Here is a 26517-nt window from a genome sequence, read left to right on the forward strand (position 1 = left end):
GTGGGAGCGAGCCTGCTGGCGATGGTGTGTCAGTCGACACCAATGTGTATGACATTCCATCGCGAGCAGGCTCGCTCCTACAGGGATTCGCGTGAATTCAGATCCCGGTGCAGGCCCCGACCATTCAGCGTTGTTCGATTGGCACGAACTTGCGCTGCTCGACGCCGATGTACTCGGCGCTCGGGCGGATGATGCGGTTGTTGGCGCGTTGTTCGTACACGTGGGCGGCCCAGCCGGTCAGGCGCGAGCAAACGAAGATCGGCGTGAACAATTTGGTCGGGATGCCCATGAAGTGGTACGCCGAGGCATGGTAGAAGTCGGCGTTCGGGAACAGTTTCTTCTGCTCCCACATGGTGGCGTCGATGGCTTCGGAAACCGGGAACAACACCTTGTCGCCCACTTCGTCGGCGAGTTTTTTCGACCAGCCCTTGATCACCTCGTTGCGCGGATCGTTGTCCTTATAGATCGCGTGGCCGAAGCCCATGATCTTGTCCTTGCGCGCCAGCATGCCGAGGGTGCCCTCGACCGCCTCTTCAGGCGACGAGAAACGCTCGATCATTTCCATCGCCGCTTCGTTGGCGCCGCCGTGCAGCGGACCGCGCAGCGAACCGATAGCCGCGGTGATGCAGGAATACAGGTCGGACAGGGTCGATGCGCAAACCCGTGCGGTGAAGGTCGAAGCGTTGAACTCGTGCTCTGCGTAGAGGATCAGCGACACGTTCATCACTTTGACATGCAACTCGCTCGGCTTTTTGCCATGCAGCAGGTGCAGGAAATGGCCACCGATGGACGGCTCGTCGGTCACACAGTCGATGCGCTTGCCGTCGTGGCTGAAGCGATACCAGTAGGTCATGATCGCCGGGAACGCGGCCAGCAGGCGGTCGGTCTTGTCGTGTTGCTCGGAGAAGTCCAGCTCCGGTTCCAGGTTGCCCAGGAACGAGCAACCGGTGCGCATCACATCCATCGGGTGGGCGTCGGCGGGGATGCGTTCCAGCACTTCTTTCAGCGCTTGCGGCAGGTCGCGCAGTTTGCTCAGCTTGGTGATGTAGGCCGCCAGTTGTGCCTTGCTCGGCAATTCGCCGTACAGCAGCAGGTAGGCGACTTCTTCGAATTGTGCGTCAGCCGCCAGTTCGCGAACATCGTAGCCGCGATAGGTCAGGCCTGCGCCCGACTGGCCCACGGTGGACAGTGCGGTTTGCCCGGCAACCTGGCCACGGAGTCCGGCGCCACTGAGTACTTTTGCTTCGGCCATTACTGTCTCCAGTCTTCTTGAATTTGTTAGGGAAACTTGTAGGAGCGAGCCTGCTCGCGAAGGTGGACGGATCACCTCGGTGCATCAGGGACACCGCGTTATCGTTGGCGTCCATCGCGAGCAGGCTCGCTCCTACAGGGTTTGATTCAGCCTTTCTTTTGCGCAAACAACGCGTCGAGCTTCTGTTCGAAGGTGTGGTAGTCGATGCGATCGTAAAGCTCCATGCGAGTCTGCATGGTGTCGATGACGTTCTGTTGCGTGCCGTCGCGGCGAATCGCGGTGTAGACGTTCTCGGCAGCCTTGTTCATGGCGCGGAAAGCCGACAGCGGGTACAGCACCAGCGATACGTCGGCACCGGCCAGTTGCTCGGTGGTGTACAGCGGTGTCGCGCCGAATTCGGTGATGTTGGCCAGGATCGGCGCTTTCACGCGGCTGGCGAACAGCTTGTACATCTCCAGTTCAGTGATGGCTTCCGGGAACACCATGTCGGCGCCGGCCTCTATGCACGCGGCGGCGCGATCCAGGGCGGATTCCAGACCTTCCACTGCCAGGGCATCGGTACGGGCCATGATCACGAAGCTGTCATCGGTACGGGCATCGACGGCGGCCTTGATGCGGTCGACCATTTCCTGCTGCGACACGATTTCTTTGTTAGGACGGTGGCCGCAACGCTTGGCGCCGACCTGGTCTTCGATGTGAATCGCCGCGGCGCCGAACTTGATCATCGACTTGACGGTACGGGCGACGTTGAACGCCGAGGAGCCGAAACCGGTGTCGACGTCCACCAGCAGCGGCAGGTCGCAGACGTCGGTGATGCGACGCACGTCGGTCAGCACGTCATCCAGGCCGGTGATGCCCAGGTCAGGTACGCCAAGGGAACCGGCAGCCACCCCGCCACCCGACAGGTAGATCGCCTTGAAACCGGCGCGCTTGGCCAGCAGCGCGTGGTTGGCGTTGATCGCGCCGACCACTTGCAATGGATGCTCGCTGGCGACCGCATCGCGGAAACGCTGGCCTGGAGTGCTCTTGTTCAAACTCATGACTCACCTCGTTTGGCTGTCGGGTTGGCGCCGTCCTGATAATGACGGGCGATATTGCGTTTGGAAGCGCCAATGTGGCGGCGCATCAACAACTCGGCCAGTTCACCGTCACGGTCGGCGATGGCATCGAGAATTCGGTGGTGCTCGGCGAAGGCCTGGCGCGGGCGATTGGGCGTAGTGGAAAACTGAATGCGGTACATGCGCACCAATTGATACAGCTCGCCGCAGAGCATTTGCGTCAGGGTACGGTTGCCGCTGCCCTGGATGATTCGGTAATGGAAGTCGAAATCGCCTTCCTGCTGGTAGTAGCCCCGACCCGCCTGAAACGCTTCATCGCGTTCATGGGTTTCGAGAACCTGGCGCAGTTCGTCGATTTCTTCGAGGGTCATGCGCTCGGCGGCCAGGCGACAGGCCATGCCTTCGAGGGACTCACGGATTTCGTAAAGTTCCAGCAATTCGGCATGGTTCAGCGACACCACCCGCGCACCGACGTGGGGTACACGCACCAGCAGGCGCTGGCCTTCGAGGCGGTGGATGGCCTCACGCAGCGGCCCCCGGCTGATGCCATAGGTGCGCGCCAGCTCTGGCTCGGAGATTTTGCTGCCCGGGGCGATCTCACCCTTGACGATGGCCGCCTGAATGCGCCGGAAGACGTTTTCGGAAAGTGTTTCCGAATCATCTTGGGTGACCAGCGGGGGATCGAGTTGATCCAGCATATTGTCGACACCTTGAAAGCTAATGCCGCAAAAACTAGCGAATCAAGGCGTCTTAGTCAAAGGATAATTGGATATTGTCGACAATCGTCTAATAACCGTCTGCACCATCACCACACATGAACCGCTGTTTATAGCCGCCGGTCAGCGCTGGCGCCACAAAACCACCGTGCTAGAATGCCGCCCGCATTTGTTTGCCGCATCTGCACTGTCTGTCATAAAACCCTGATAGGCATACGAGGGAACTTGTGCAGCGATGCCAGGGCCTTGAATCGAAGTACGGACCGCTGCGCACCAGGATTTATGAGACTCAAGCCCTTCCCCACATTCCTTTATTTTCTTTGCCTGCCCGGCTTCGCGGCGGCAGGGGAAAAGACCGTATACGGCCTCAATGAATACGCGTCCCTGGGCGGTATCGACCTCGAAGTGGCCGCCAAGCTTGATACCGGAGCGAAAACCGCTTCCCTGAGCGCCCGCGACATCAAGCGCTTCAAACGCAACGGCGAATCGTGGGTGCGTTTCTATCTGGCCATCGACGCCGCCCATTCGCACCCGATCGAACGACCGCTGGCCCGGGTCAGCAAGATCAAGCGTCGGGCCGGCGACTACGACCCGGAAGAAGGCAAGAAGTACACGGCCCGCCCGGTGATCGAGCTGGATATCTGCATGGGCTCGGCCCTGCGCAGCATCGAAGTGAACCTGACCGACCGCAGCGCTTTCCAATACCCGCTCCTGATTGGCTCCGAAGCGCTCAAACGCTTCGACGCGCTGGTCGACCCCAGCCTTAAATATGCTGCCGGCAAACCCGCCTGCACCACCGACGCTCATACCGCAGAGTAATTTAAATGCGCTCTCTTACCCTCCATCTGAAACTGCTGATCGCCATCCTGGTGATCCTGGGCATTTCAGTCACGGCCTATCAGATCTTCGTGCTCGGGATCCCGGTCACCGAAGACGCCACCGACGACTTGTGGAACATCGACGCCAAGGTCGAGTTCGTCGCCAGTGCCAAGGACCCGGTCAAGATCCAGATGTTCGTGCCGCCACTGAGCCGCGATTTCGTCAGCCTCAACGAGAGCTTCATCTCCAATAACTATGGTGTCGCCGTGAACCGGGTCGACGGCAATCGCAAGGTCACCTGGTCGGCACGCCGGGCCAAGGGCAACCAGACGCTGTATTACCGCCTGGTGCTGACCAAGCGGTACTCCGGTGAAAAGTCCAAGGTCAAGGGCCCGACTTTCCGCGACAGCATCGCCGTGGAGGGTCCGGAAAAAATCGCTGCCGAAGCCCTGCTCGCACCGATTCGCCAACACTCGGCCGACGTCGAGACGTTCATCGGCGAAGCCATCAAGCGGGTCAACAACCTCAACGACGACAACGTGAAGCTGCTGCTGGCCGGTGATCCGTCCACCGTGCACAAGGCCCGAATCGTCGAACTGCTGCTGTCCATCGCCCACGTACCCATCGAGAAAGTCCACACCATTCGCCTGGTGGCCGACCAGCCGCAAACCCCGGAACTCTGGCTGCGCAGCTTCAACGGCACCGACTGGTTGTACTTCAACCCGGAAACCGGTGAACAGGGGCTGCCAACCGACCGCCTGCTGTGGTGGACGGGCGACGAAAACCTGATCACCGTCGATGGTGGCAAAAAGGCCAACGTGACCTTCAGCCTGAACAACAGTGAAATGAACGCCATTCGCCTGGCGAAGCTGACCGACGAAAACACTGACGCCAACTTCCTCGAATACTCGTTGTACGGCCTGCCGCTGCAAACCCAGCAGACCTTCATGATCATGGTGATGATCCCGATCGGCGTGCTGGTGATCCTGATCCTGCGCAACCTGGTCGGCCTGCAGACACTGGGCACCTTTACCCCGGTGCTGATCGCCCTGGCCTTCCGCGAGACCCAGCTCGGTTTCGGCATCGTGCTGTTTACCATCATCACGGCACTGGGGCTGTCGCTGCGTTCCTACCTCGAACACCTGAAGCTGCAGATGCTGCCGAGGCTGTCCGTGGTGCTGACGTTCGTAGTGGTACTGATTGCGGCCATCAGCCTGTTCAGCCACAAGCTTGGCCTGGAGCGCGGGTTGTCCGTGGCGCTGTTCCCGATGGTGATTCTGACCATGACCATTGAACGCCTGTCGATCACCTGGGAAGAACGCGGTGCAAGCCATGCCATGAAAGTGGCGATCGGCACGCTCTTCGCCGCCTCCCTGGCGCACCTGATCATGACCGTGCCGGAGCTGGTGTACTTCGTCTTCACCTTCCCGGCGATCCTGCTGATCATGGTGGGCTTCATGCTGGCGATGGGTCGCTATCGCGGTTATCGCCTGACCGAACTGGTGCGGTTCAAGGCTTTCCTGAAGAAGGCTGACAGCTGATGTTCGGCTTCTGGAAGACCTGGAAGGCCCTGGAAGCGCGGGGCATCATGGGGATCAACCGACGCAACGCGGACTATGTGCTCAAGTACAACAAGCGCAGCCTGTACCCGATCGTCGATGACAAGATCCTCACCAAGGAGCGTGCCATCGCCGCCGGTATTCATGTGCCGGAACTGTATGGCGTGATTTCCACCGAAAAGGAAATCGACAAGCTCGGCGATATCATCGGCGAACGCAGCGACTTCGTGATCAAACCGGCCCAGGGCGCCGGCGGTGACGGCATCATTGTGGTTGCCGACCGCTTCGAGGGCCGCTTTCGCACGGTATCGGGCAAGATCATCAGTCATGAGGAGATCGAGCACCATATCTCCAGCATCCTGACCGGCCTGTACTCCCTCGGCGGGCATCGCGACCGGGCATTGATCGAATACCGGGTGATCCCGGACCAGATCTTCAAGAGCATCAGTTATGAAGGCGTGCCGGACATCCGCATCATCGTGCTGATGGGTTACCCGGTCATGGCCATGCTGCGCCTGCCGACCCGCCAGTCCAGCGGCAAGGCCAACCTGCACCAGGGCGCCATCGGTGTCGGTGTCGACCTGGCCACCGGCCTGACCTTGCGCGGCACCTGGCTGAACAACATCATCAACAAACACCCGGACACCACCAACGCCGTTGACGGCGTGCAACTGCCCTACTGGGACGGCTTCATGAAACTCGCCGCCGGGTGCTACGAGCTGTGTGGCCTGGGCTACATCGGTGTCGACATGGTGCTGGACCAGGAAAAAGGTCCGCTGATTCTCGAACTCAATGCGCGGCCAGGCTTGAACATTCAGATCGCCAACGACTGCGGCCTGACCCTGCGCACCCATGCGGTCGAAGCGCGACTCGAAGACCTGAAGGCTCGGGGCGTGACCGAAACCGTAGAAGAGCGCGTAGCCTTTGTGCAGGAGATGTTCGGGCATATCCCGACCGTCGAGGGCTGACCCCCTGTGGCTAGGGAGCAAGCTCCCTCGCCACAACCCCCCGCCAATCGCCCTCAGCCTGCCAATCCCCGACTTCCCCTCTAGGAGCAATTCCCCGAGGGGACTACAATCGCCACCCCGCCTCAATGGCCGATCGCCCTCACTCATGTTGACCTGTTCCGTACACCCGCTTCCCTATCGCGCCAACCCCGCCGATTATTTCGCGGCCATCCGCCATGCCCCCGGTGCCGTGCTGCTCGACAGCGGCCGGCCAAGTGCCGAACGCGGGCGCTATGACCTGCTCAGCGCCTGGCCACTGGAACAACTGACGGTATCGCCTGACGAAAGCGGCGCTGATTTCCTGCAACGCCTGCGGGAAATCCTGACGCGGCTCGGCGAAGCGTCCCTGCCTTTGGCCTGTGAACTGCCGTTCGCTGGCGGCTTGATCGGTTACCTGAGCTACGACTTCGGCCGCCATCTGGAACACCTGCCGAGCCAGGCCCTGGACGACCTGCAATTACCGGATGCGCGCTTCGGCCTGTACGACTGGGCGCTGATCAGCGATCACCAACGGCAGACCAGCCAGCTGGTGTTTCATCCTGCGCTGGCTGACAGCGAGCGCGAGCGTTTGATACAGCTGTTCGAGCAGCCTGCGATTGAACCGGTCGAGGCTTTCAAACTGCAAGGGCCGATGAGTGCCGACCTGAGCGCCGACCAATATCGCCACGCCATTGAGCGCATTCAGCAATACATCCAGGCGGGTGACTGCTATCAGGTCAACTTCGCCCAGCGCTTCCGCGCCCCTTGCCAGGGCGATCCATGGGCCGCGTACTGCGCGTTGCGGGCGGCGTGCCCGACACCGTTTTCCGGCTTCCAGAGCTTGCCCGACGGCGCCGCCGTGCTGAGCCTGTCGCCCGAGCGTTTCGTCAAAGTCAGTGAGCGACGGGTTGAAACCCGGCCAATCAAAGGCACTCGCCCTCGCGGCGTCACGCCCGCCGAAGATGCGGCGAATGCCGCCGAACTGCTGGCCAGCGCCAAGGATCGCGCGGAAAACCTGATGATCGTCGACCTGTTGCGCAACGATCTCGGCCGCACCTGCCGGACCGGTTCGGTCTCGGTGCCGGAATTGTTCAGCCTTGAAAGTTACCCGAACGTCCATCACCTGGTGAGCAGTGTCACCGGCATGCTGGCGGAGGATCGTGATGCACTGGATTTGATCGCCGGCAGTTTCCCCGGCGGCTCGATTACCGGTGCACCGAAAATTCGCGCGATGCAGATCATCGACGAGCTCGAACCGACCCGGCGCGGACTGTATTGCGGCTCGCTGCTGTATCTGGACGTGCGCGGCGAGATGGACAGCTCCATCGCCATTCGCAGCTTGCTGATGAAAGATGGACAGGTGTGTTGCTGGGGCGGCGGCGGGATTGTCGCCGATTCCGAGTGGCAAGCCGAATATCAGGAATCGATCACCAAGGTGAAGGTGTTGCTCGATACCCTGCAAAGCCTCTGATTAACAGCGTTCCCTGTAGGAGCGAGCCTGCTCGCGATGAACCTGGAGACCCCGCTCGCTTTCAGACTAAACGCGTAATCGTTGACGTCCATCGCGAGCAGGCTCGCTCTACAGGGGGAAGGGTTACAGGCTCAGGGCGCGGCTGGAAGCCTTGATGAATTCCTGTTTCAGGTCTTCAAAGGTGTGCACCGCCGGGAACTGCGGGAACTCGCGGATTACGTTGTCCGGTGCATGGAACAGGATGCCGGCATCGGCCTCGCCCAGCATCGTGGTGTCGTTGTAGGAATCACCGGCGGCAATAACCCGGTAGTACAGGCTCTTGAAGGACAACACCGACTGGCGCTTCGGATCTTTCTGACGCAACTGATAGCTGGTCACCCGGCCGGCATCGTCGGTGATCAGACGATGGCACAGCAAGGTCGGGAAGCCCAGTTGACGCATCAACGGCTGGGAAAATTCGTAGAAGGTGTCCGACAGAATCACTACCTGGAAGCGCTCGCGCAGCCAGTTGACGAACTCGATGGCGCCGTCCAGCGGCTTGAGCGTGGCGATCACTTCCTGGATATCCGCGAGCTTCAGGCCGTGTTCGTCGAGAATCCGCAGGCGCTGCTTCATCAACACGTCGTAGTCGGGAATGTCCCGGGTGGTGGCCCTGAGGGATTCGATCCCGGTTTTTTCGGCGAAGGCGATCCAGATTTCCGGGACCAGCACACCTTCAAGGTCCAGACAGGCAATTTCCACAAGACACTCCCATTTGTATTGTTTATTGAGTCGAGCGAGCCGGAACTCTAGCGATTACTCCCCCACCGCGCAACGCAGAGGACACCCCGACCGGCGCAGCTTTTTGTTACCATCGGCCCCCTATAGAGCGCCCAGCGCCAATGACCTGTAGGAAGCCGCCCTGATGAGCCCAACGTTCGACGTCGTGGAACTCGCCACGACCTATGCCAACAAATCCGCCCAGGACATCCTGAAACTCGCCTTCGCCGAGTTTGGCGATGACCTGTGGATATCTTTCAGCGGTGCCGAGGATGTGGTGCTGGTGGACATGGCCTGGAAGCTGAACAAGAACGTCAAGGTGTTCAGTCTCGACACCGGTCGCTTGCACCCCGAGACCTACCGCTTCATCGATCAAGTGCGCGAGCACTACAAGATCGACATCGAACTGGTGTCGCCGGACTACACCAGACTTGAACCGTTCGTGAAGGAAAAGGGCCTGTTCAGTTTCTACAAGGACGGCCATGGCGAATGCTGCGGCATCCGCAAGATCGAGCCGCTGCGCCGCAAGCTGTCAGGCGTGAAAGCCTGGGCCACCGGCCAACGCCGCGATCAGAGCCCCGGCACTCGCAGCGCAGTCGCCGTGATGGAAATCGACGGCGCGTTTTCCACCCCGGAGCGCACCCTGTACAAATTCAACCCGCTGGCACAAATGACCAGCGAAGAGATCTGGGGTTACATCCGCATGCTGGAGCTGCCGTACAACAGCCTGCATGAGCGCGGGTTCATCAGCATCGGCTGCGAACCCTGCACCCGTCCGGTGCTGCCGAACCAGCACGAGCGCGAAGGCCGCTGGTGGTGGGAAGAGGCCACGCAGAAGGAATGCGGGCTGCACGCGGGCAATATCATCAGCAAGTCCAAAGCGTAAACCCACCGTAGGAGCGAGCCTGCTCGCGATGAACCCGAGAACGCCGCGGAGTGTCAGGTTTCCAGCGTTATCGTTAACGACCATCGCGAGCAGGCTCGCTCCTACAGGGGGCGTGACCAACCAAAAATGTGTACACAGAAATGTCACCATCAGTGCCATTTATGTGTGCACTTTTAGTTTCCGCGCCCAAAAAAGTTACATCCTGCCTTTCCGACCTCCTGCGTCGACCTTTCCCACAAAGCCTGTCGAAAAATAAATACCTGTTCGAAAGGTCAATTTATATCGCCATCTTTTCAGTCACTTAGCGCCATCTCATAACAAAACGAAATGAGCAGCCGAATTGATAGATTCCTGGCTGGCATAGATTTGGCAAAGGTGCATACATGTTTTGTATACAATCAATTCAGAACATACACACACCAGATCCGCAAGCCTGAAGCGCCCTATCCCGTACAGGCTGCAGATGCCCCGTAACCAATGGTATTCGCCCCCCGCGACGAAGATTTGTCGAGCCCTCGCGCTCATGCACAGTCATCGCGGCGTCGAGCATCAGGAGCCTGCCGGAATGCGTACACGTCTCTCCAACAACAATATCGCGCTGGATCTACCCTCCTCCCACATCACGCACACGCCTTGCGACCCAACCCTGCATTCCCCCGTGGTACTCAGCCCGCGCCTGCACAACAAAGACCTGGCGCCGACCAAAGCCGAAGGCCGGCGCTGGGGTCGCTACAGCATCTTTGCCCTGTGGACCAACGACGTTCACAACATCGCCAACTATTCGTTCGCCATCGGCCTCTATGCGCTGGGCCTGGGTGGCTGGCAGATTCTGCTGTCCCTGGGGATCGGCGCGGCGCTGGTGTATTGCTTCATGAACCTGTCCGGCTACATGGGCCAGAAGACCGGGGTGCCGTTCCCGGTCATCAGCCGCATCAGTTTCGGTATTCACGGTGCGCAGATTCCCGCGTTGATTCGCGCCGTTATCGCCATCGCCTGGTTCGGCATTCAGACGTACCTGGCCTCGGTGGTGTTCCGCGTATTACTGACCGCCGTCCACCCCGGTTTCGCCGATTATGACCACAACTCGATCCTCGGTCTGTCGACCCTGGGCTGGGTGTGCTTCGTGGCGATCTGGTTCGTGCAACTGGCGATCCTCGCCTATGGCATGGAGATGGTGCGGCGCTACGAGGCCTTTGCCGGGCCGGTGATCCTGCTGACCGTCGCGGCACTCGCCGCGTGGATGTACACCCAGGCCAATGCAACCATCGCCTGGTCGATCCGCGAACCACTGACCGGTGGCGAGATGTGGCGCAACATCTTTGCCGGCGGCGCGCTATGGCTGGCGATCTACGGCACGCTGATCCTGAATTTCTGCGACTTCGCCCGCTCTTCGCCGTGCCGCAAGACCATCAAGGTCGGCAACTTCTGGGGGCTGCCGGTCAACATTCTGGTGTTTGCCGCGATCACTGTGCTGCTGTGCGGCGCACAATTCCAGATCAATGGCCACATTATTGAAAGTCCTACAGAAATTATCGCCTCGATCCCCAACACCTTCTTTCTGGTGCTGGGCTGCCTGGCGTTCCTGATCGTCACCGTGGCGGTCAACATCATGGCCAACTTCGTCGCCCCGGCCTTCGTGCTCAGCAACCTGGCGCCGAAATACCTGACATTCCGCCGGGCCGGGCTGATCAGCGCGACCATCGCTGTGTTGATCCTGCCGTGGAACCTCTACAACAGCCCGCTGGTGATCGTGTACTTCCTGTCTGGCCTCGGTGCCCTGCTCGGGCCGTTGTATGGCGTGATCATGGTGGACTACTGGCTGGTGCGAAAAGGTCAGGTCAACGTGCCGCAGTTGTACAGCGAAGACCCGAACGGCGCCTATTACTACAGCCGCGGGGTCAACTTGCGCGCCGTGGCGGCGTTCATTCCCGCCGCCCTGATCGCCATCGTCCTGGCGCTGGTGCCGGGCTTCCACCTCGTATCGCCGTTCTCCTGGCTGATCGGCGCCGGGATTGCCGGAATGCTCTACCTGATCGTCGCCAAACGCCAACCGCACTACGCCGATGTCAGCGGCGAAGCGATCGCGGTCGACAACGTCAGTCATTAATCACTTGGCGGCCCGGCGAGTCCGGGCCGCAGAACCAACGCGCTATAAGGACTTCCCATGCGAATACTCGTGGTCAACGTCAACACCACCGAATCCATCACCCAGGCCATCGCCCGCTCGGCCCAGGCTGTTGCAGCCCCCGGCACGGAAATCGTCGGCCTGACCCCGCACTTCGGTGCCGACTCCATCGAAGGCAACTTCGAAAGTTATCTGGCGGCCATTGCCGTGATGGATCGGGTGATGTCTTACGACCAACCCTTCGACGCCGTGATTCAGGCCGGCTACGGCGAGCACGGCCGCGAAGGCCTGCAGGAACTGCTTAACGTGCCGGTGGTGGACATCACCGATGCGGCGGCGAGCACCGCGATGTTCCTCGGCCATGCCTATTCGGTGGTCACCACCCTAGACCGCACGGTGCCGCTGATCGAGGATCGCCTCAAACTGTCCGGGCTCTGGGATCGTTGCGCGTCGGTGCGGGCCAGTGGTCTGGCGGTACTGGAACTGGAGCACGAACCGCAACGCGCACTGGAGGCTATCGTGCATCAGGCCGAACTGGCGGTGACCCAGGACAAGGCCGAAGTGATTTGCCTCGGCTGTGGCGGCATGGCCGGGCTGGGTGAACAGATTCGCCAACGCACTGGAGTGCCGGTGGTGGACGGCGTGACGGCGGCGGTGACCATTGCCGAATCGCTGGTGCGGCTGGGGTTGTCGACGTCGAAGGTGCGGACTTATGCGACGCCTCGGCCGAAAACCATCATTGGCTGGCCGGGGCGGTTTAGGCAGTAGACCGCGTCATCGTTAATCATCGGAACACCGCCTGAGGCAACCCTCGCTCCCATAGTCAGGTGTCGTGTGCATCATTGTGGAACGACACAAAAACTGTGGGAGCCGGAAATACTGCTGAAGGTTTCCATAGCGACCACTATTAACGGTTGGTTTACACAGGGTTACCTGCTCAATGAAGGTCACCCTGCGCCTGGGTTGAGGCGGATGAATGCTCAATAGCATCGAAAAAATAAAAGGCCTGGGGTCTATTTGCGGCAATGGGAAGTAAGCGGCAAAGCTTCAAGCAGTACTTTGCCGGGAGTTATTGCTCACCTCGAACAGCCCCACCAGTTTTTGCAACTTGTTGGCGTCAAGCCTTACCGTTTCTGCACTGGTCTGCAGCACGACCACCGTCTGGCGCATCTCTGCGGAAGACTGATCGACCTGTTTGATTGTTTTTCCATAATCAAGGCTGCGCTCATTAAGCTGCTGAATGATGCTGAACATGCTTTCCACTGCCTGATGCAGTTGCACATTTTCCGAGGATGCCTCTTCGGCCAGGCGCAAGCTGTTGTCAACATCCTTGACTCCGTTCTCCATAAAACCCACGGCTTTTTGCGTTTCATTTTGCAGGCCTTCGACCATCTGCCGGATGTCGTCAGCGGCGCGGGATGTTCGTGTGGCCAAGGTTCTGACTTCATCGGCTACCACCGCGAAACCACGACCATGTTCGCCGGCGCGGGCGGCCTCAATGGCGGCGTTCAGCGCCAGCAGATTGGTCTGATTGGTGATGTCGCTGATCAGGCTGGTGATATTGCCGATTTGTGCCATCCGGCTGTCAAGCAACTGCACACTCGAAGAGGACCGCTCCACGACGTCGCGAATTGATTGGGTTCCCACCTGTACCGCGAGAAATTGCTCGCGCGCTCGGCTGACCACTTCATCCATCGCTTGCTTCATTTGTTCGGCACTGGCCGAGGCTTGCTGGATCTCGCCCAACTGCTCTTCGACAATGATCATCATGTGATGCACCGCCTCTGCGACTTCGCTGGAGGTGAGACTGGCATCTTGGCTGCGACCGAGCATCAATTGGTTGGTCTTGCCGACGCTATGGCTGGCCTTGATCACCTGCCCGACAACCGCATCCAGATGGTCGATAAAACTGTTGATCCAACGGCCCATATCTCCGGTTTCATCGTTGGCCATACGCGTGGTATCAAGTCGCTGACGCAGATTGCCCTCGCCTTCAGCGATAGTCCTGATCACACCGGTCATTTCGTTTAGCCGCGCAGCCAAACGCTTCGGGCCAAAAATGCTGAACAAGACCGCAGCCGCCAGCATGCTCAATGTCTCGCAAGCATCGATCAGGCTCTGCTCCAGACCACTGTAGTGCTGGACCAGGAAATTGCAGGCGAACAAGCCAACCATGGTTGCCAGGTAAGGTTTCATCAACCCGTAACTCAGCGAACGCCGTCGATAGACTTCCTCCAAATCCGCTTCGCACATCATGCCCCAGCGGTCGGGCGAACCGGGCAGCTGGAACGTAACGCCCTTGCCGACCACCGGAATGTGCCGGTAGTCCGAATAACCTGGATAGGTAACAAACAGATTGGAACCGGTTCGAATCGTTTCCCGCACACCAGGGTGCAGTTGCTGGGTCGCCGGGTCGGTGAAGCGCAGTTCCAGTTCAGTGTGGTGCTGCACCTGCACGGTCTTCCAGGGAGTCCGTACGCCAGTTTTGAGGTTCTCACCGTGGGTGAACGTGCCGTCCTCGAAGCGTGAGCGGGACAGTGCAACTCCAGGCTGGATCACCGGATCGAATCGAGACTGAACCATGAACAGGTAGTTATCCCCCGACTCGGCAAAAATATGCCCGGCTTCGCGTTGGATCAGGTCGCCCAAGACATCATTTGGCACGCGCCCGCAGAGACAGCCAAGTACCTTACCGCCAGCCTTCAAGGGCTGGTAGAACATCAGCGTGACCTCATCGTGAAAGCGCGAGGATGAGGGGCCAATCTGCAAGGTCAGGGGATCACTGTAGGGGCCATGGAGAAACGGCGCTTTCAAACCTTCGGCCAGTGCTTTGGCGTTGCAGAGGCTGCTTTTGCTATGACCACTCCAGGTCGAGACGATGACTGCGCCATCTGTATCGACGACAAAGAGTTCGGAAAAATCCTCGGCCTGACCTAGCTTGTCCAGCAGCGGATGATTGTCGAGATTGGAAAAGTCGCGGCTAAGGGTTGTCGCCAGTTCGGACAAGTGCTCCCACTGCTCCCGAGTCCAATTGTGCAGCAATTTGACTCGGGTTTCGGCGATAGCCTCGAATGTCTGCTCCATCACCGGGTAGACAGGCCGATTGAGTCGGCAGGACCAGCCCATCGCCAGTTTTCCGGTCTTGCCAAACCAGGGTAACCAGCGCTTTTCGGCGGAGGATAACTGCATAGAGTTGCTTGATAGCGACATTCACTTCCCCAAGGGCGACATACAAGTACTAAACTTGCAGGCAATTACCACGCCAATTCGAAAGCTTGCTATCTATCGCTGACGCTCAAGCGCTCATAAATCAATGTTGGATTACGCGGAATCCGCCACGTTGAAGGATGCCCGCGCTGGGTAGCAGCTCAGAGGGGTAGAAGGTCGTTGCTAGCTATCCGAATGAATCATTCGTGAATCAAATAGGTGCACGATGCAATAGGTGCTCACTAACAGGGACGCATACGACTACCCATCAGCCGTCAGGGCGAGCAATGGGTCGCCAGCGGCACCCAGGCCGGCAAGGCTCGCATACCCCGTTGATCCACGAAGAGCGGATCATCGGCGACTGAGAGGTCAAAGGCACCGAACCACCCTATATCTGGCTGATCGGAGGTGGCAGCAAGCAGACCGCCTGAAAATCTGATATCCCCTTTAGGAAGGCCAGCACTCGCGCTGGCTTTCGTCTATTGCGCGCCACACTAAACCGACTGTCGGTCCAGCAACAGAACTTCATCAACACTGTCACTGGACAGACACTTTAGCTTAACCATGTCGATTTAATTTCTTTTAAAAACAGTAAGTTAGCAACTGGCACAAAACCTGCAGCCAGGCCTTGTACTGCCCTGCATACCGGATGTACGGACGTGGTGGAGCAACAATCCCAGGTTTCGTTAGAGCGAGCCTGCAAATGGCTTGGAACTGTAAGTGTGGCCGCTGACCGAAAACGGCCCCAGTAAGGGCGGTTTTGCCGACTGAAAAACTGAGCGAGGTGCTCAATGAGTCCTGCTCACTTTTCGAACAGGAAAACACAGGGCAATCAGCATGGAAATGCTGGGAAACATCAGCAAAAAATGGACAATACCAACTCGGAGCCGGGTATCGGTTTAATCGAAGGGCTGTTGACACAAAATCCGGGACACTTAAAGGAGATCGATAACAATCATGAAAGACGCAACCATCGCGCTGCACCACGGCTTCAAGTCGGACCCGACCACCAAGGCCGTCGCCGTGCCGATCTATCAGAACGTCGCCTTCGAATTCGATAACGCCCAGCACGGCGCCGACCTGTTCAACCTGGACGTGCCCGGCAATATCTACACGCGGATCATGAACCCCACCAACGATGTGCTGGAGCAACGCATTGCCGCCCTCGAAGGCGGTGTGGCGGCCCTGGCCGTCTCGGCTGGCAGTGCCGCAATTCACTATGCGATCCAGACCCTGACCCGCGCCGGTGACAATATCGTCACCACCCCGCAACTCTATGGTGGTACGTATACCCTGTTCGCTCACCTTCTGCCGAGCTTTGGCGTGGATGTTCGTTTTGCTCGAAACGACACCGCCGAGGCCATCGCAGAACTGATCGATGACAACACCAAGTTGGTGTACTGCGAAAGCATCGGCAATCCGGCGGGCAATATCATCGACCTGGAAGCACTCGCCGATGTCGCTCACGCCCGTGGTGTGCCACTGATGGTTGACAACACCGTGGCTACGCCGATCCTGTGCAAGCCGATCCAGTTCGGTGCCGACATTGTCGTGCACTCGGTGACCAAATATGTCGGCGGCCACGGCAATTCCCTGGGTGGTGTGATCGTCGACAGTGGCACCTTCCCCTGGAGCCAATACCCGGAGAAATTTCCTGGTCTCAACCAACCCGAACCGGCGTATCACGGCGTGGTGTACACCGAGAAATTCGGCCCCGCCGCCTTCATCGCGCGCGCCCGCACTGTGCCACTGCGCAACACTGGAGCGGCGCTGGCACCGATGAACGCGTTCCTGCTACTGCAAGGCTTGGAAACCCTGGCACTGCGCATGGAACGACACACCGAAAACGCCTTGAAGGTTGCGCAATTCCTGCAAGGTCACGCTGAGGTTGAATGGGTCAGTTACGCCGGCCTGCCGGACCATCCACACCACGCACTGGCGCAGAAATACATGCAGGGAAAACCATCGGCGATTCTGTCGTTTGGCTTGAAGGGCGGCTATGAAGCCGGTGTCCGTTTCTACGACGCTCTGCACATTTTCAAACGCCTGGTGAACATCGGTGACGCGAAGTCTCTGGCCTGCCATCCGGCCTCTACTACCCATCGGCAGATGAACGAACAGGAACAAGCGAAGGCCGGGGTGAAGCCAGAAATGATTCGTCTTTCGGTAGGCATTGAGGCGATTGAAGACCTGATAGACGATTTGCAGCAAGCGCTGGATTCAACTCATCTCTAAGGGCAAGTAGCATGCAGGCTGCTGGGATGTCCGCTTGGACTTGCCCAGACCAAAAGGATGATGGACTCACCCTGGAGAACTGGGTGCCTTGATGCATGTCCGAAAACTCCACGCCACTGGGGCGTGGAGTTGGAGGGTAACAAGACTTCATTCCCTGGCGTTTTTCATCTGCGCTTCTGGCATCGCCAAGGAAGGGTGATTGATAATCTTCCTCTGACCGCGGACCTGCAATCGACTATAAAAAGTCGCCTCTCCTTAAACTTATTAATACAACCCCTGACAAACCAAACATTACTAACCCGTAGTTTTTCAATCGTTTTAGGCGACACCACAGACGTCTTAGATTTCATCTTGATAGGGTTGCGTCTTATTAATTTCAATAATTAATGCAGTACCGTTACATCTTCTGAAGACCTGTGCATTCCTTGATGTCATTTTTTATTGAGCACTGAAGACCCGAATCGATACTAGGCTCCATCAACCAGGCAATCTCGCCTCGGGACTTTGGAGATCGATATGACTACTCAGAACCTCAGCGGCAAAGTGGCTTTGATTCAAGGCGGTTCCCGTGGCATTGGCGCAGCCATTGTCAAACGACTGGCCGCTGAAGGCGCGACCGTCGCCTTTACCTATGTCAGCTCCACGGCCAAGGCCGAAGCGTTGCAGAACAGCATCATCGCTGACGGCGGCAAAGCCCTGGCCATCAAGGCTGACAGCGCCGACGCCGATGCCATTCGTGGCGCCGTGACCGCCACGATCGACGCCTTCGGACAGCTGGATATCCTGGTCAACAACGCTGGCGTGCTGGCCGTTGCGCCACTGGAGGATTTCAAACTCGAAGACTTCGACCAGACCCTGGCCATCAACGTGCGCAGCGTGTTCATCGCCACCCAGGCCGCCGCCCGGCACATGACCGCTGGCGGTCGGATCATCAACATCGGCAGCACCAATGCCGACCGCATGCCCTTTGCCGGTGGTGGCCCATACGCCATGAGCAAGTCGGCACTGGTCGGCCTGACCAAGGGCCTGGCCCGCGACCTTGGCCCGAAAGGCATCACCATCAACAACGTGCAACCGGGGCCGGTCGACACGGACATGAACCCGGCCGACGGTGACTTCGCCGACAGCCTGATTCCATTGATGGCCGTCGGCCGTTATGGCAAAGCCGAAGAGATTGCCAGTTTCGTCGCCTACCTCGCCGGCCCCGAGGCGGGCTACATCACCGGTGCGAGCCTGACCATCGATGGTGGTTTCGGCGCCTGATGCGTTAGACGTCAATCAAATGTGGGAGCTTGCTCCCACATTGTCCGTTGTCAGGCCCATTCGAGCGCCGGCAAACCACAAGCACTTGGCTTGAACGCTTTCAACGTACGAAGAATGCCATCGGCGTGTGCGTATTTTTCGTCAGCCATTGCCGCATCGGGAATCGCAATCGCCGTCATCCCCGCCGCTTTTGCCGCCGTGACACCGAAGGGTGAATCTTCGAACACCAGGCAATCCTGCGGGGCGACACCCAGGCGTCGGGCTGCGGTGAGAAAGATATCCGGCGCCGGTTTGGCTGCGCCGACTTCCGGGTCATCGGCCGTGACGATGATGTCGAACAGCGCGAACCAGTCGCGGTGCAAGGTGGTTTTCTGGCCGAACGACTGGCTCGAAGAGCTGGTGCCCACCGCAATGGGGATGTTGTTGGCCTTCAGATGCCGTACCAGTTCCTGTGCGCCGGGCATGGCTTGAGCAGTCGGAAAACGCTCGCGCATGAGCGGTTCGCGGATCACCAGAAACTCTTCGGCACTGATGGGCAGATCCAGCGCCTCGACCACATAGCGCGCCAGATCACCCGCGCCACGACCGATGATGTTTTGCTTGATGCTCCAGTCGAACGTCCGCCCATAGCGCCCGGCAATGATAGACGTGACCTCGGTGTAGATGCCCTCGGTGTCCAGCAGCAAGCCGTCCATATCGAATATCACAGCCTTGATCGGGCCGAACTCATCCAGCGCTGCACTCATCGCATCTGATCCGTTTTCAACGACATCCCAGGCGCCCGGTTGCGACCGCCTCGGTGACTGGTTAAAGGTTTCAGCAGCATAGCGAGCGCAGCTGGCTCAGGGCAACGGGCAAAACTCGAAGGGTGTATCGACCGTACGTCAGCTCGGTTCGCCGGACAAATCATTCCCGGCAATGTCCGGATCCTTCGGGTCTGCCTCGACGTCAGTGTTTTTCACATCGTCGTCGGGCACCTGCTCGACACCCGCGTCATCATCAGGAGGCCGCTGATCGCGCCCGAGGGAATCGGTGGGCGAAGGCAGTGGATACTCCGGGGTGTCGTCGGTGTCGGGAACATTCGGATCAGCATTCATGTTGCACCTCTCAAGGGCCAGCAATGCGGGCCCTGACGCTTGAAAGCATGGGTAATCGCAACGCCTGGTCAATCCTGGTCGTCGTCCTCATCTTCAAATTCGGTGTTACCCACGTCGCCCGCGTCATCGGAATCATTGAGCGGCACCGTGGCATCATCCATCAGAGAACCCGGATCTTCATTACCGGGATCATTGATGAACGGCAGTCCACTCGGGCCCTTTTCTTCCTTGCCTTCGGTTTCCGGAGTCATGGCATGCCTCGCATTGTTCTGGGGGTGTATGACGTTCGAGGCAACCCTCGGTCAAACGTTCCAGCGCCCTGCTGACGGAAACGAAAAACCCGGCGCCTGGCCGGGTTTTGGGTGAACTGCGACACCGCGTCAGTGATGTTTATTTCTGTGTTTATTCTTGTGTTTATGACCGCCACCGGAATGGGAGCTGCCGTTATCGCTTCCCAGATTGTTACCGACCGCACCGCCGGCGGCACCGCCCAGACCGGCACCGATGGTGGAGCCGGTAGAGCCGCCGAGGCTGTTACCGATCACCGAGCCACCCGCGGAGCCCAGCCCACCGCCAACCGCGGCTTCTGTGCGACTGCCCTTGGGTGCGCCGACCGCACTACCTGCGGCACCCCCTAAACCGGCACCGATCGCGGCACCCGTGCTGCCACCCATCTGCCCACCGACCACGTTCCCCAGCGCACCGCCAAGCCCGCCGCCGACCGCTGCCGTACCGTCACCGGCCGCCATCGCCAGCGGTGTGAGCAACAGGCCTAAAACCAATGCAGGCAACCTCAAACGACCGGACATCTTCACTTCCTTGCTTTTACTCATGGGGGTCATGGCATGCCTCGTATTCAATGGGCTTACCCCTTTGAGGCGACGTAGGGAAAATCGTTCATAAACGAAAAAGCCCGGCATCGAGCCGGGCTTTTTCAGTCAGCCGATCAGGATCAGTGACGCTTGTGACCCTTGGCCAGGTTGCTGCCAACGCCGCCGCCCAATGCACCACCCAGACCTGCACCGATAGTCGAACCGGTCTTGCCGCCCAGGCTGTTGCCGATCACCGAACCACCGGCCGCGCCAACACCACCGCCAATGGCGGCGCTGGTGCGATGGCCTTTCTTGGCCGCAACGGCACTGCCCGCCGCGCCCGCTACGCCAGCACCGATCGCTGCGCCGGTGCTGCCACCCATGCTCTGGCCCACGACGTTACCCAACGCGCCGCCCAAACCACCACCAACGGCAGCCGTGCCGTCGCCAGCCATTGCACCTTGAGCAACCAGAAGACCCAGAACCAAAGCAGGCAGAGTGAAACGCATGACAAAAACCTCAAAAAAGGGTGTAAATCGAAAGGGGCGAGATTGAATGCTTTAGCGACGAAAAAGTCCAGACAGGCGTGCGCTCAACCTCGTTATTGGCGACGGTTGGACAGCATTTATCGAAAAGGTTTTATGCCAGGCAAAAAAAAGCCCGCTGGGGAACGGGCAGGGTGTTGCTTTCTAACGGATGAGTTGAGCCTACGTAAGGCGATGTGAAAACTTTGTGAAAGATAATTCGCAGAAACAAACAGTTAAACAATCCGCCAGACATAAAAAACCCCGCTCGATGACGGGGTCTGCTGGCGGTTCATTACTTCCTGACCGGTGCCGCTACCCTGGGTAAAAATTTGGCTTTCAACATTCGGCGCGCCCTGGATTTGATCTTGTCGACCTCGGTCTGATCTTCACCGAAACTCGCAACATAGACCGTCTGTCCACACTGCACGCAATTGTTGATCGGAAACTCTGCCCCGTCGTCTTCAATGTACGGATCAGCCATCTCTTCACCCCCTATCAGATGCGTGATCAATACCGGCAAGCCCTTTGCCTGAAAAATACCGATCACGAAGCCTTTGAGACTAGCCGGTCATTACTGGACTTGTTATTCAGCTTGCCGAGTGCCCGACGAATGGCCCACGCATCACCTGAGCTTCACCGCCGTACCGGTGACAAACACCACGACCATTCCTCCCTTCCCGGCCGGCATGGCGATCTCATAATTGAGCCCCACCACCGCATCCGCTTGAAGCGCACGGGCGCGCTCCTTGATTTCGTCAGTGGCCTGGATTCGTGCTTCCTGCAGAGCACGCTCCAATGTCTGGGAGCGACCACCGAAGAAGTCGCGCATTCCGGCGAAGACGTCACGTACAACATTGATGCCTTGCACTGACTCAGCGCTGACGATATCCAGGTAGGCCGTGATTTGTCGGCCTTCGATGGCGTGGGTAGTGGTCGTGATCATGGGCCTTCCTTTTTACTCAGTTGTTGAGCCAGCGCATCAAATGCCGGCAACGTCAGTCTATCGCCTCCAACATCCCTCTCTGGAAAAAATGGGCGGCATGACTTCGCCCCCCCACTCTCGATCAATCAGACCCTGAAGAACCGCGTGCCTTGGGACAGTCCTTTGTCCTTGGGCGGATCAGGTCGATGGCATCGTTTTCGGAAGCGATCAGTTCGACCTGCTGCACGGCCGCCAGGTTGCGACGACAGTGCTCGACGCTGATGACCCGTGGGTAACGCCATGACACTCGTGCCGGGTCGCGACTGCTTCCAGTTGAGCGAACATCAGTGGTTGGCGCCTTGGGTGGTTACTACGGTGTCGGCCGCCGGAATGACCCGCGCCTCGCGACGCGGCAAACGGCCATTGAGTAAGACGTAGGCCGCCAGACCGATCAGCAACCCCCAGAACGCCCCACCGATCCCCAACAAGGTGATGTTCGCGGCGGACGCCAGAAAAGTGATCAGCGAGGCTTCGCGGGATCTGACCTCAGCCATGGCGCTGGCCAGGCTGGCGCCGATAGTGCCAAGCAGGGCCAGCCCGGCCAGCGTCGTAATGAAGGTGGCCGGGAGTGCCATGAACACGGCGGCGAGGGTCACCCCGAAAATCCCGACGAGAATGTAGAACACACCCGCGGCGACCCCGGCGATCCAGCGCCTGGACGGATCCTCCGAGGCTTCCTTGCCGGTGCAGATGGCCGCGGTGATGGCCGCAACGTTGAAGGCGTGAGAACCGAAGGGCGCCATCAGCAATGAGCCCAACCCTGTGACCGTCAGGATAGGATTGGCGCTGGTGCTGAAGCCATCGTTGCGCAGCACCAGCATGCCCGGCATGTACTGGCCGGTGAGTGTGATCAGAAACAGCGGCAGCGCCACGCTGAGCAACGCATTGAGCGAGAACTCAGGCCGGGTGAATACCGGTGCCGCGAATTGCAGCTCCAGCCCGGAAAGATCCACACGCCCCTGCGTCAGGAGAAACGCCAGCCCCAGCAGCAGAATGCCCACCACTGCGTAGCGTGCGGTGAAACGCTTGAGCACAACGTAAGTGGCAATCAGTAACGCGACCAACGCGGGGTCAATACTCATGCCACCAAACGCGCCGATACCGAACTGCAGCAGGATACCGGCCAGCAGCCCCGCAGCCACGCCCGGCGGAATCAGGCGGATGATTTTTTCGAAACAGCCGGACAAACCCAGCAGTACGAAGGCGGCGGCCGAAATGATGTATGCACCCACAGCCTCGGCGTAGGGTGTGGTGGACAGTGCGACGACCAGAAAGGCCGCGGCGGGTGTCGACCAGGCGGTAATGATCGGCTCACGGCTTGCCCAACTGAGAAACAGCCCGGTAATACCCACGCCAATCGACACCGACCACACCCACGACGCCGTCAGCTCGGGGCTGAGCCCGGCGACCTTGGCAGCCTGAAAGACCAGGATGAATGTGCCGCCATAATTGACGATGACTGAAATCAGGCCGGCGACAATCGGATGCACAAGGTCGCGTAGACGCAGGGTGGACGAGGATGGTGAAGAAGACATGATGGCTTTGCTCCTTGCGAAACGAAGTATTCGGCCTCGAGTGAGGATGATTGACGGCAACGCCGTCGGACCTGCGTCGTAGTCGTGTGACCTGGCCATAGCTGAGTCACCGCTGTTCAAAATCGCTCGCAACGTGCGTGCTTGCCCCGCACAAAGGCCGTGGCGAGGGGTGAATTCTACGGATAGACTGGCCTGCCTTTGCAGGCCAATTTATTGAAGTAAGGCAGACCGCATGGCGAAAACGTTCGAACTGGAAACGCTGAAAATGCGCCTCAACGACGCTGAGTTTCAGTTGCTGGATCTGCATCAGCGGATTCAGCGCGCGCTGCGTGAGCTGATCCTCGACGGCGCCCTTGACCCTGGTTTGAAGCTGCCCGCGACTCGGGTGTTGGCAAAGTCACTCGGGATTGCCCGCGACACCGTGGAGAACGCCTACGTGCAACTGCATCGGGACGGTTTCATCGTGCGGCGCGAGGGGGCCGGCAGTTATGTCAGCGAAACGGTGGGCACTGAATTGCGAGGCGTGACACGTCGCCGCATCAAGGCCCAAGAAGTCAAAAGCAGCCAGGCGGCACCGGGGGCGGGCTTGAGCCAGCGCGGGCGGATGATCCTCGACAGTGGCGGTGTGAACGATCAGCAGGTGATCAAGGCATTTGCGACCGGCCTGCCGGAAACCCGCACCTTCCCCACCGATGTCTGGGAGCGCCTGCAACGCCGGGTCATGAAGGAGTATCGCGCCACTGTGCTGTTGCATGGCGACCCGCAAGGCGCCGAGCCGCTGCGCAAGGCGATTGCCACCTACTTGAACCTTGAGCGCGGAGCCAAATGCACCCCCGACCAGATCATGGTGTTAAGCAGCACTCGCCAGGCCCTTTTTCTGTGTGCGCAGTTGTTGGTGGATGTCGGCAAACCGATCCTGCTGGAAAACCCGGGTTACTACGGCGCCAGGAAGGCCTTTGAGACCGCCGAAACCAGGGTTCTGCCCATTGATGTCGATGAACTGGGCATACGCACGGACCTGCTGTACGCCGACCGCAGCGGTGCCCATTGCGTTTATGTCACGCCTTCCCATCAATACCCCACCGGCGCGTCCCTGCCGCTGGAGCGTCGTCTTGAGTTGATCAACTGGGCAGCGCAGCAGGGCAAATGGGTCATCGAAGATGACTACGACAGCGAGTTTCACTACGACGGGCAGCCGACCGCCTGCGTACAAGGCCTGGACAAGTACCAGCGCACGCTCTACATCGGCACCTTCAGCAAGACCCTCTACCCTGGGTTGCGAATGGGCTACATGGTACTGCCCCACGAATTGATCAAAGCCTTCACCTATGCGCGCAGCATGATGGACGGTCACACACCGCAAATCTTGCAACTGACCCTGGCGCGCTTTATGGAAGACGGCCATTACAACGCCCATATCCGGGCCATGCGCAAGCTGTATGCCGGGCGCCGCACCAGCATGCTCGACGCGATCGACAAGCATTTGGACGGCATCGTTACCGCCTTGCGCCCTCCCGGCGGACTGCAAATCCCCTGCCTGCTGCGCGATGGCTGGTCTGAGGAAAAAACCATTCGCCAAGCGGCCAGCGCGGGCATACAGCTTTCCGGTCTGAGCCGTTTGTACGCCGGCGAGAAGAAGAAACAAGGCTGGCTATTGGGTTACTCGTCCTTGACCGCTTATGAAATCGAAGCGGCCATGCAGCGCCTGGCCCATGCACTGAAAACCCGCTAGGGCAACGTCTGGCATTGGAATACCGCGCATCGACATCGCGGCAGCCGGCGCAGTAGCGGCGCCCCGGGCTCTGGCGATTTTTAAAGTGGTCTGGTTACCTCGCCGACAATGGACTATTACGCAAGACCATGACGTGCTTAAGATCAGCGCCGAGCCAACCCGGTCCCGTAGTGTTTCGACCGCCAGCAGGCGCAGAACCAACCGGTTTGGCAGACCACTTCTTGCCAGAGCGTTAATGCTCATAGAACAGGTTTAGCCATGTCGATCGTTCATGTCGGATTGCTTCCTCAGGTCGCAACGGCGCACTTTGTCAGCCATTTGCACATCATGGTGTTGGCGGCCCTGTTCCCCCTGCTGCCGGTTTTTTTTGGCGTGGGTTATGTCGAGCTGGGCCTGGCCCTGAGCATCTTCAATATCGTTACGGCACTGGTGCAGGCCCCTATGGGCTTTGTCGTTGATCATTACGGGGCCAGGCGTTTGCTGATCGCCGGGGTTGCCCTGGGCAGCATCAGCTTACTGCTGATCGCACTGTTCCCGAGCTACGGCTGTTTGCTGATTGCCATGGCATTGGCCGGGGTTGCCAACGCCGTCTACCACCCGGCCAACTACGCGTTGCTCTCTCAAGAAATCAATCCCGCCCACATCGGCAAAGCATTCTCTGTCCATACCTTTGCCGGGTTTCTGGGCGCGGCCATTGCACCGGTTTTTCTGTTGGGGATCGCCACTGCGAGCAGCCCGGGGCTCGCATTCGTTGGCGCTGCGCTGGTGGGTTTTGTCGCGCTGGGGCTGTTGTTGATACCCGGCTCGGGGCTGGCACGGGTCACCCGGGTTCATCACTCACGCGAACCTGCACTCAATATCGCCAGCACCCGAAGGCTGTCACTGCTCTCGCCAATGATCCTGAGCCTGACCTTGCTGTTCGTATTGTTGAACTTGAGCACCAGTGCGATTGAAAAATTTTCTGTCGCCGCCCTCATGCAAGGACAGGGTGCAACGTTGCCCTGGGCCAATTCGGCGCTGACGGCGTTCCTGTTTGCCAGCGCCTTTGGCGTGCTCGCCGGCGGTGCGCTGGCCGATCGTACCCAGCGTCATGGGGTGGTTGCCGCGACTGCCTTTGCACTGGCCGCCGTGTTGACGGCCATCGTCGCCACCACCCGATTGAGCGAACTGGCATTGATCATTGCTCTTGGCGCCGTAGGGTTTCTGACGGGGTTGATCGCACCCTCGCGCGATATGCTCGTGCGGGCGGCATCGCCCAAGGGCGCAGAAGGCAAAACCTTCGGCATCGTCTCCACCGGTTTCAACATCGGTGGCGCAATCGGGCCCATCGGCTTCGGCTGGATGCTGGACCAAGGGCACCCAACGGCCATCTTCTGGGCCAGCGTGACATTCATGAGCCTGACCGTTGCGCTGACCCTGATGCAGGAGTGGTACCTGGCAAGATCCAGACCATCGACGCCCATGCCTGTGGCCTTTAAATGACTTGGGATAAGGCC

The 26517-nt window shown here is 59.2% G+C and carries 24 protein-coding genes; 11 read left to right on the top strand and 13 right to left on the bottom strand.

What is annotated here, in order from left to right; genetic code table 11:
- Window positions 1–124 precede the first annotated feature (124 nt).
- From prpC to GQ39_RS16140, 3 genes are all read right to left on the bottom strand, one after another.
- Window positions 125–1252 (bottom strand): bifunctional 2-methylcitrate synthase/citrate synthase, encoded by a 1128-nt coding sequence (gene prpC / locus GQ39_RS16130; RefSeq protein ID WP_047531522.1) that lies wholly within the window; start codon window positions 1250–1252, stop codon window positions 125–127.
- Between the two features lie 146 nt (window positions 1253–1398).
- A complete protein-coding gene (gene prpB / locus GQ39_RS16135; RefSeq protein ID WP_047531524.1) occupies window positions 1399–2292 on the bottom strand; it encodes a methylisocitrate lyase in 894 nt (297 codons plus the stop codon).
- Window positions 2289–3005, bottom strand: a complete 717-nt coding sequence (locus GQ39_RS16140; RefSeq protein ID WP_177329355.1) for a GntR family transcriptional regulator — start codon at window positions 3003–3005, stop codon at window positions 2289–2291. Before GQ39_RS16140 ends, prpB begins: the two co-directional genes overlap by 4 nt.
- Window positions 3006–3308: 303 nt before the next feature.
- Here GQ39_RS16140 and rloA point away from each other — a divergent pair, with 303 nt between their 5' ends.
- The 4 genes from rloA (at window position 3309) to pabB (ending at window position 7861) form a co-directional block, all read left to right on the top strand.
- Window positions 3309–3845, top strand: a complete 537-nt coding sequence (gene rloA / locus GQ39_RS16145; RefSeq protein WP_047531528.1) for a retropepsin-like aspartic peptidase RloA — start codon at window positions 3309–3311, stop codon at window positions 3843–3845.
- A 5-nt stretch (window positions 3846–3850) separates the two neighbouring features.
- Window positions 3851–5386, top strand: a complete 1536-nt coding sequence (gene rloB, locus GQ39_RS16150) for an osmotic stress tolerance membrane protein RloB (protein WP_047531531.1) — start codon at window positions 3851–3853, stop codon at window positions 5384–5386.
- On the top strand, window positions 5386–6372 hold the full coding sequence (locus tag GQ39_RS16155) for an alpha-L-glutamate ligase-like protein (protein ID WP_047531533.1): 987 nt from the start codon (window positions 5386–5388) through the stop codon (window positions 6370–6372). The genes rloB and GQ39_RS16155 overlap by 1 nt, the downstream gene beginning before the upstream one ends.
- A 145-nt stretch (window positions 6373–6517) precedes the next feature.
- Complete coding sequence (pabB, locus tag GQ39_RS16160) at window positions 6518–7861, top strand: aminodeoxychorismate synthase component I (RefSeq protein WP_047531537.1); 1344 nt, start codon at window positions 6518–6520, stop codon at window positions 7859–7861.
- A 123-nt stretch (window positions 7862–7984) separates the two neighbouring features.
- On the opposite strand, the gene thrH is transcribed toward pabB, so the two are convergent.
- Entirely contained in the window at window positions 7985–8602 is a 618-nt protein-coding gene (gene thrH, locus GQ39_RS16165) for a bifunctional phosphoserine phosphatase/homoserine phosphotransferase ThrH (RefSeq protein ID WP_047531540.1), read from the bottom strand.
- A 163-nt stretch (window positions 8603–8765) separates the two neighbouring features.
- On the opposite strand from thrH, the gene GQ39_RS16170 reads away from it, so the two are divergent.
- The 3 genes from GQ39_RS16170 to GQ39_RS16180 all read left to right on the top strand — a co-directional run bounded on the left by GQ39_RS16170 (window position 8766) and on the right by GQ39_RS16180 (window position 12399).
- Window positions 8766–9506, top strand: coding sequence for a phosphoadenylyl-sulfate reductase (locus GQ39_RS16170; RefSeq protein ID WP_047531543.1), 741 nt, complete (start codon window positions 8766–8768; stop codon window positions 9504–9506).
- A gap of 565 nt (window positions 9507–10071) precedes the next feature.
- A complete protein-coding gene (locus GQ39_RS16175) occupies window positions 10072–11613 on the top strand; it encodes an NCS1 family nucleobase:cation symporter-1 (protein ID WP_047531545.1) in 1542 nt (513 codons plus the stop codon).
- A 57-nt stretch (window positions 11614–11670) separates the two neighbouring features.
- Window positions 11671–12399 carry an aspartate/glutamate racemase family protein gene (locus GQ39_RS16180; protein WP_047531547.1) on the top strand — a complete coding sequence of 243 codons (729 nt, stop codon included), beginning with the start codon at window positions 11671–11673 and terminating at the stop codon, window positions 12397–12399.
- 279 nt (window positions 12400–12678) lie between these two features.
- Here GQ39_RS16180 and GQ39_RS16185 read toward each other — a convergent pair whose 3' ends face one another.
- Complete coding sequence (locus GQ39_RS16185; protein ID WP_047531549.1) at window positions 12679–14841, bottom strand: methyl-accepting chemotaxis protein; 2163 nt, start codon at window positions 14839–14841, stop codon at window positions 12679–12681.
- Window positions 14842–15795: 954 nt separating this feature from the next.
- On the opposite strand from GQ39_RS16185, the gene GQ39_RS16190 reads away from it, so the two are divergent.
- Together GQ39_RS16190 and GQ39_RS16195 are read left to right on the top strand one after the other, a co-directional pair.
- The gene (locus tag GQ39_RS16190) at window positions 15796–17073 is read left to right on the top strand and encodes an O-acetylhomoserine aminocarboxypropyltransferase/cysteine synthase family protein (RefSeq protein WP_047531550.1); all 1278 of its coding nucleotides are present in this window, start codon (window positions 15796–15798) and stop codon (window positions 17071–17073) included.
- 516 nt (window positions 17074–17589) lie between these two features.
- Window positions 17590–18336 carry a 3-oxoacyl-ACP reductase family protein gene (locus tag GQ39_RS16195; protein ID WP_047531552.1) on the top strand — a complete coding sequence of 249 codons (747 nt, stop codon included), beginning with the start codon at window positions 17590–17592 and terminating at the stop codon, window positions 18334–18336.
- Window positions 18337–18386: 50 nt separating this feature from the next.
- Here GQ39_RS16195 and GQ39_RS16200 read toward each other — a convergent pair whose 3' ends face one another.
- The 8 genes from GQ39_RS16200 to GQ39_RS16235 all read right to left on the bottom strand — a co-directional run bounded on the left by GQ39_RS16200 (window position 18387) and on the right by GQ39_RS16235 (window position 23289).
- Window positions 18387–19082, bottom strand: a complete 696-nt coding sequence (locus tag GQ39_RS16200; protein ID WP_047531554.1) for an HAD-IA family hydrolase — start codon at window positions 19080–19082, stop codon at window positions 18387–18389.
- Window positions 19083–19220: 138 nt separating this feature from the next.
- Entirely contained in the window at window positions 19221–19433 is a 213-nt protein-coding gene (locus tag GQ39_RS16205) for a hypothetical protein (protein WP_047531556.1), read from the bottom strand.
- Between the two features lie 68 nt (window positions 19434–19501).
- Complete coding sequence (locus GQ39_RS16210; RefSeq protein WP_047531559.1) at window positions 19502–19684, bottom strand: hypothetical protein; 183 nt, start codon at window positions 19682–19684, stop codon at window positions 19502–19504.
- A gap of 129 nt (window positions 19685–19813) precedes the next feature.
- A complete protein-coding gene (locus GQ39_RS16215) occupies window positions 19814–20275 on the bottom strand; it encodes a glycine zipper domain-containing protein (RefSeq protein WP_052193603.1) in 462 nt (153 codons plus the stop codon).
- Between the two features lie 110 nt (window positions 20276–20385).
- A complete protein-coding gene (locus GQ39_RS16220) occupies window positions 20386–20754 on the bottom strand; it encodes a hypothetical protein (protein ID WP_047531564.1) in 369 nt (122 codons plus the stop codon).
- A gap of 310 nt (window positions 20755–21064) precedes the next feature.
- Window positions 21065–21253 (bottom strand): hypothetical protein, encoded by a 189-nt coding sequence (locus GQ39_RS16225; protein ID WP_047538946.1) that lies wholly within the window; start codon window positions 21251–21253, stop codon window positions 21065–21067.
- 141 nt (window positions 21254–21394) lie between these two features.
- Entirely contained in the window at window positions 21395–21715 is a 321-nt protein-coding gene (locus GQ39_RS16230; RefSeq protein WP_047531566.1) for a YbjQ family protein, read from the bottom strand.
- A gap of 323 nt (window positions 21716–22038) precedes the next feature.
- Window positions 22039–23289 (bottom strand): benzoate/H(+) symporter BenE family transporter, encoded by a 1251-nt coding sequence (locus GQ39_RS16235; protein ID WP_047531569.1) that lies wholly within the window; start codon window positions 23287–23289, stop codon window positions 22039–22041.
- Window positions 23290–23521: 232 nt separating this feature from the next.
- On the opposite strand from GQ39_RS16235, the gene pdxR reads away from it, so the two are divergent.
- Window positions 23522–25021 carry a MocR-like pyridoxine biosynthesis transcription factor PdxR gene (gene pdxR / locus GQ39_RS16240; protein ID WP_047531572.1) on the top strand — a complete coding sequence of 500 codons (1500 nt, stop codon included), beginning with the start codon at window positions 23522–23524 and terminating at the stop codon, window positions 25019–25021.
- 264 nt (window positions 25022–25285) lie between these two features.
- A complete protein-coding gene (locus tag GQ39_RS16245) occupies window positions 25286–26503 on the top strand; it encodes an MFS transporter (protein WP_047538950.1) in 1218 nt (405 codons plus the stop codon).
- The last annotated feature ends 14 nt before the right edge of the window (window positions 26504–26517 follow it).

This window comes from Pseudomonas sp. 11/12A, assembly GCF_000800055.1.
Classification (GTDB): Bacteria; Pseudomonadota; Gammaproteobacteria; order Pseudomonadales; family Pseudomonadaceae; genus Aquipseudomonas; species Aquipseudomonas mohnii.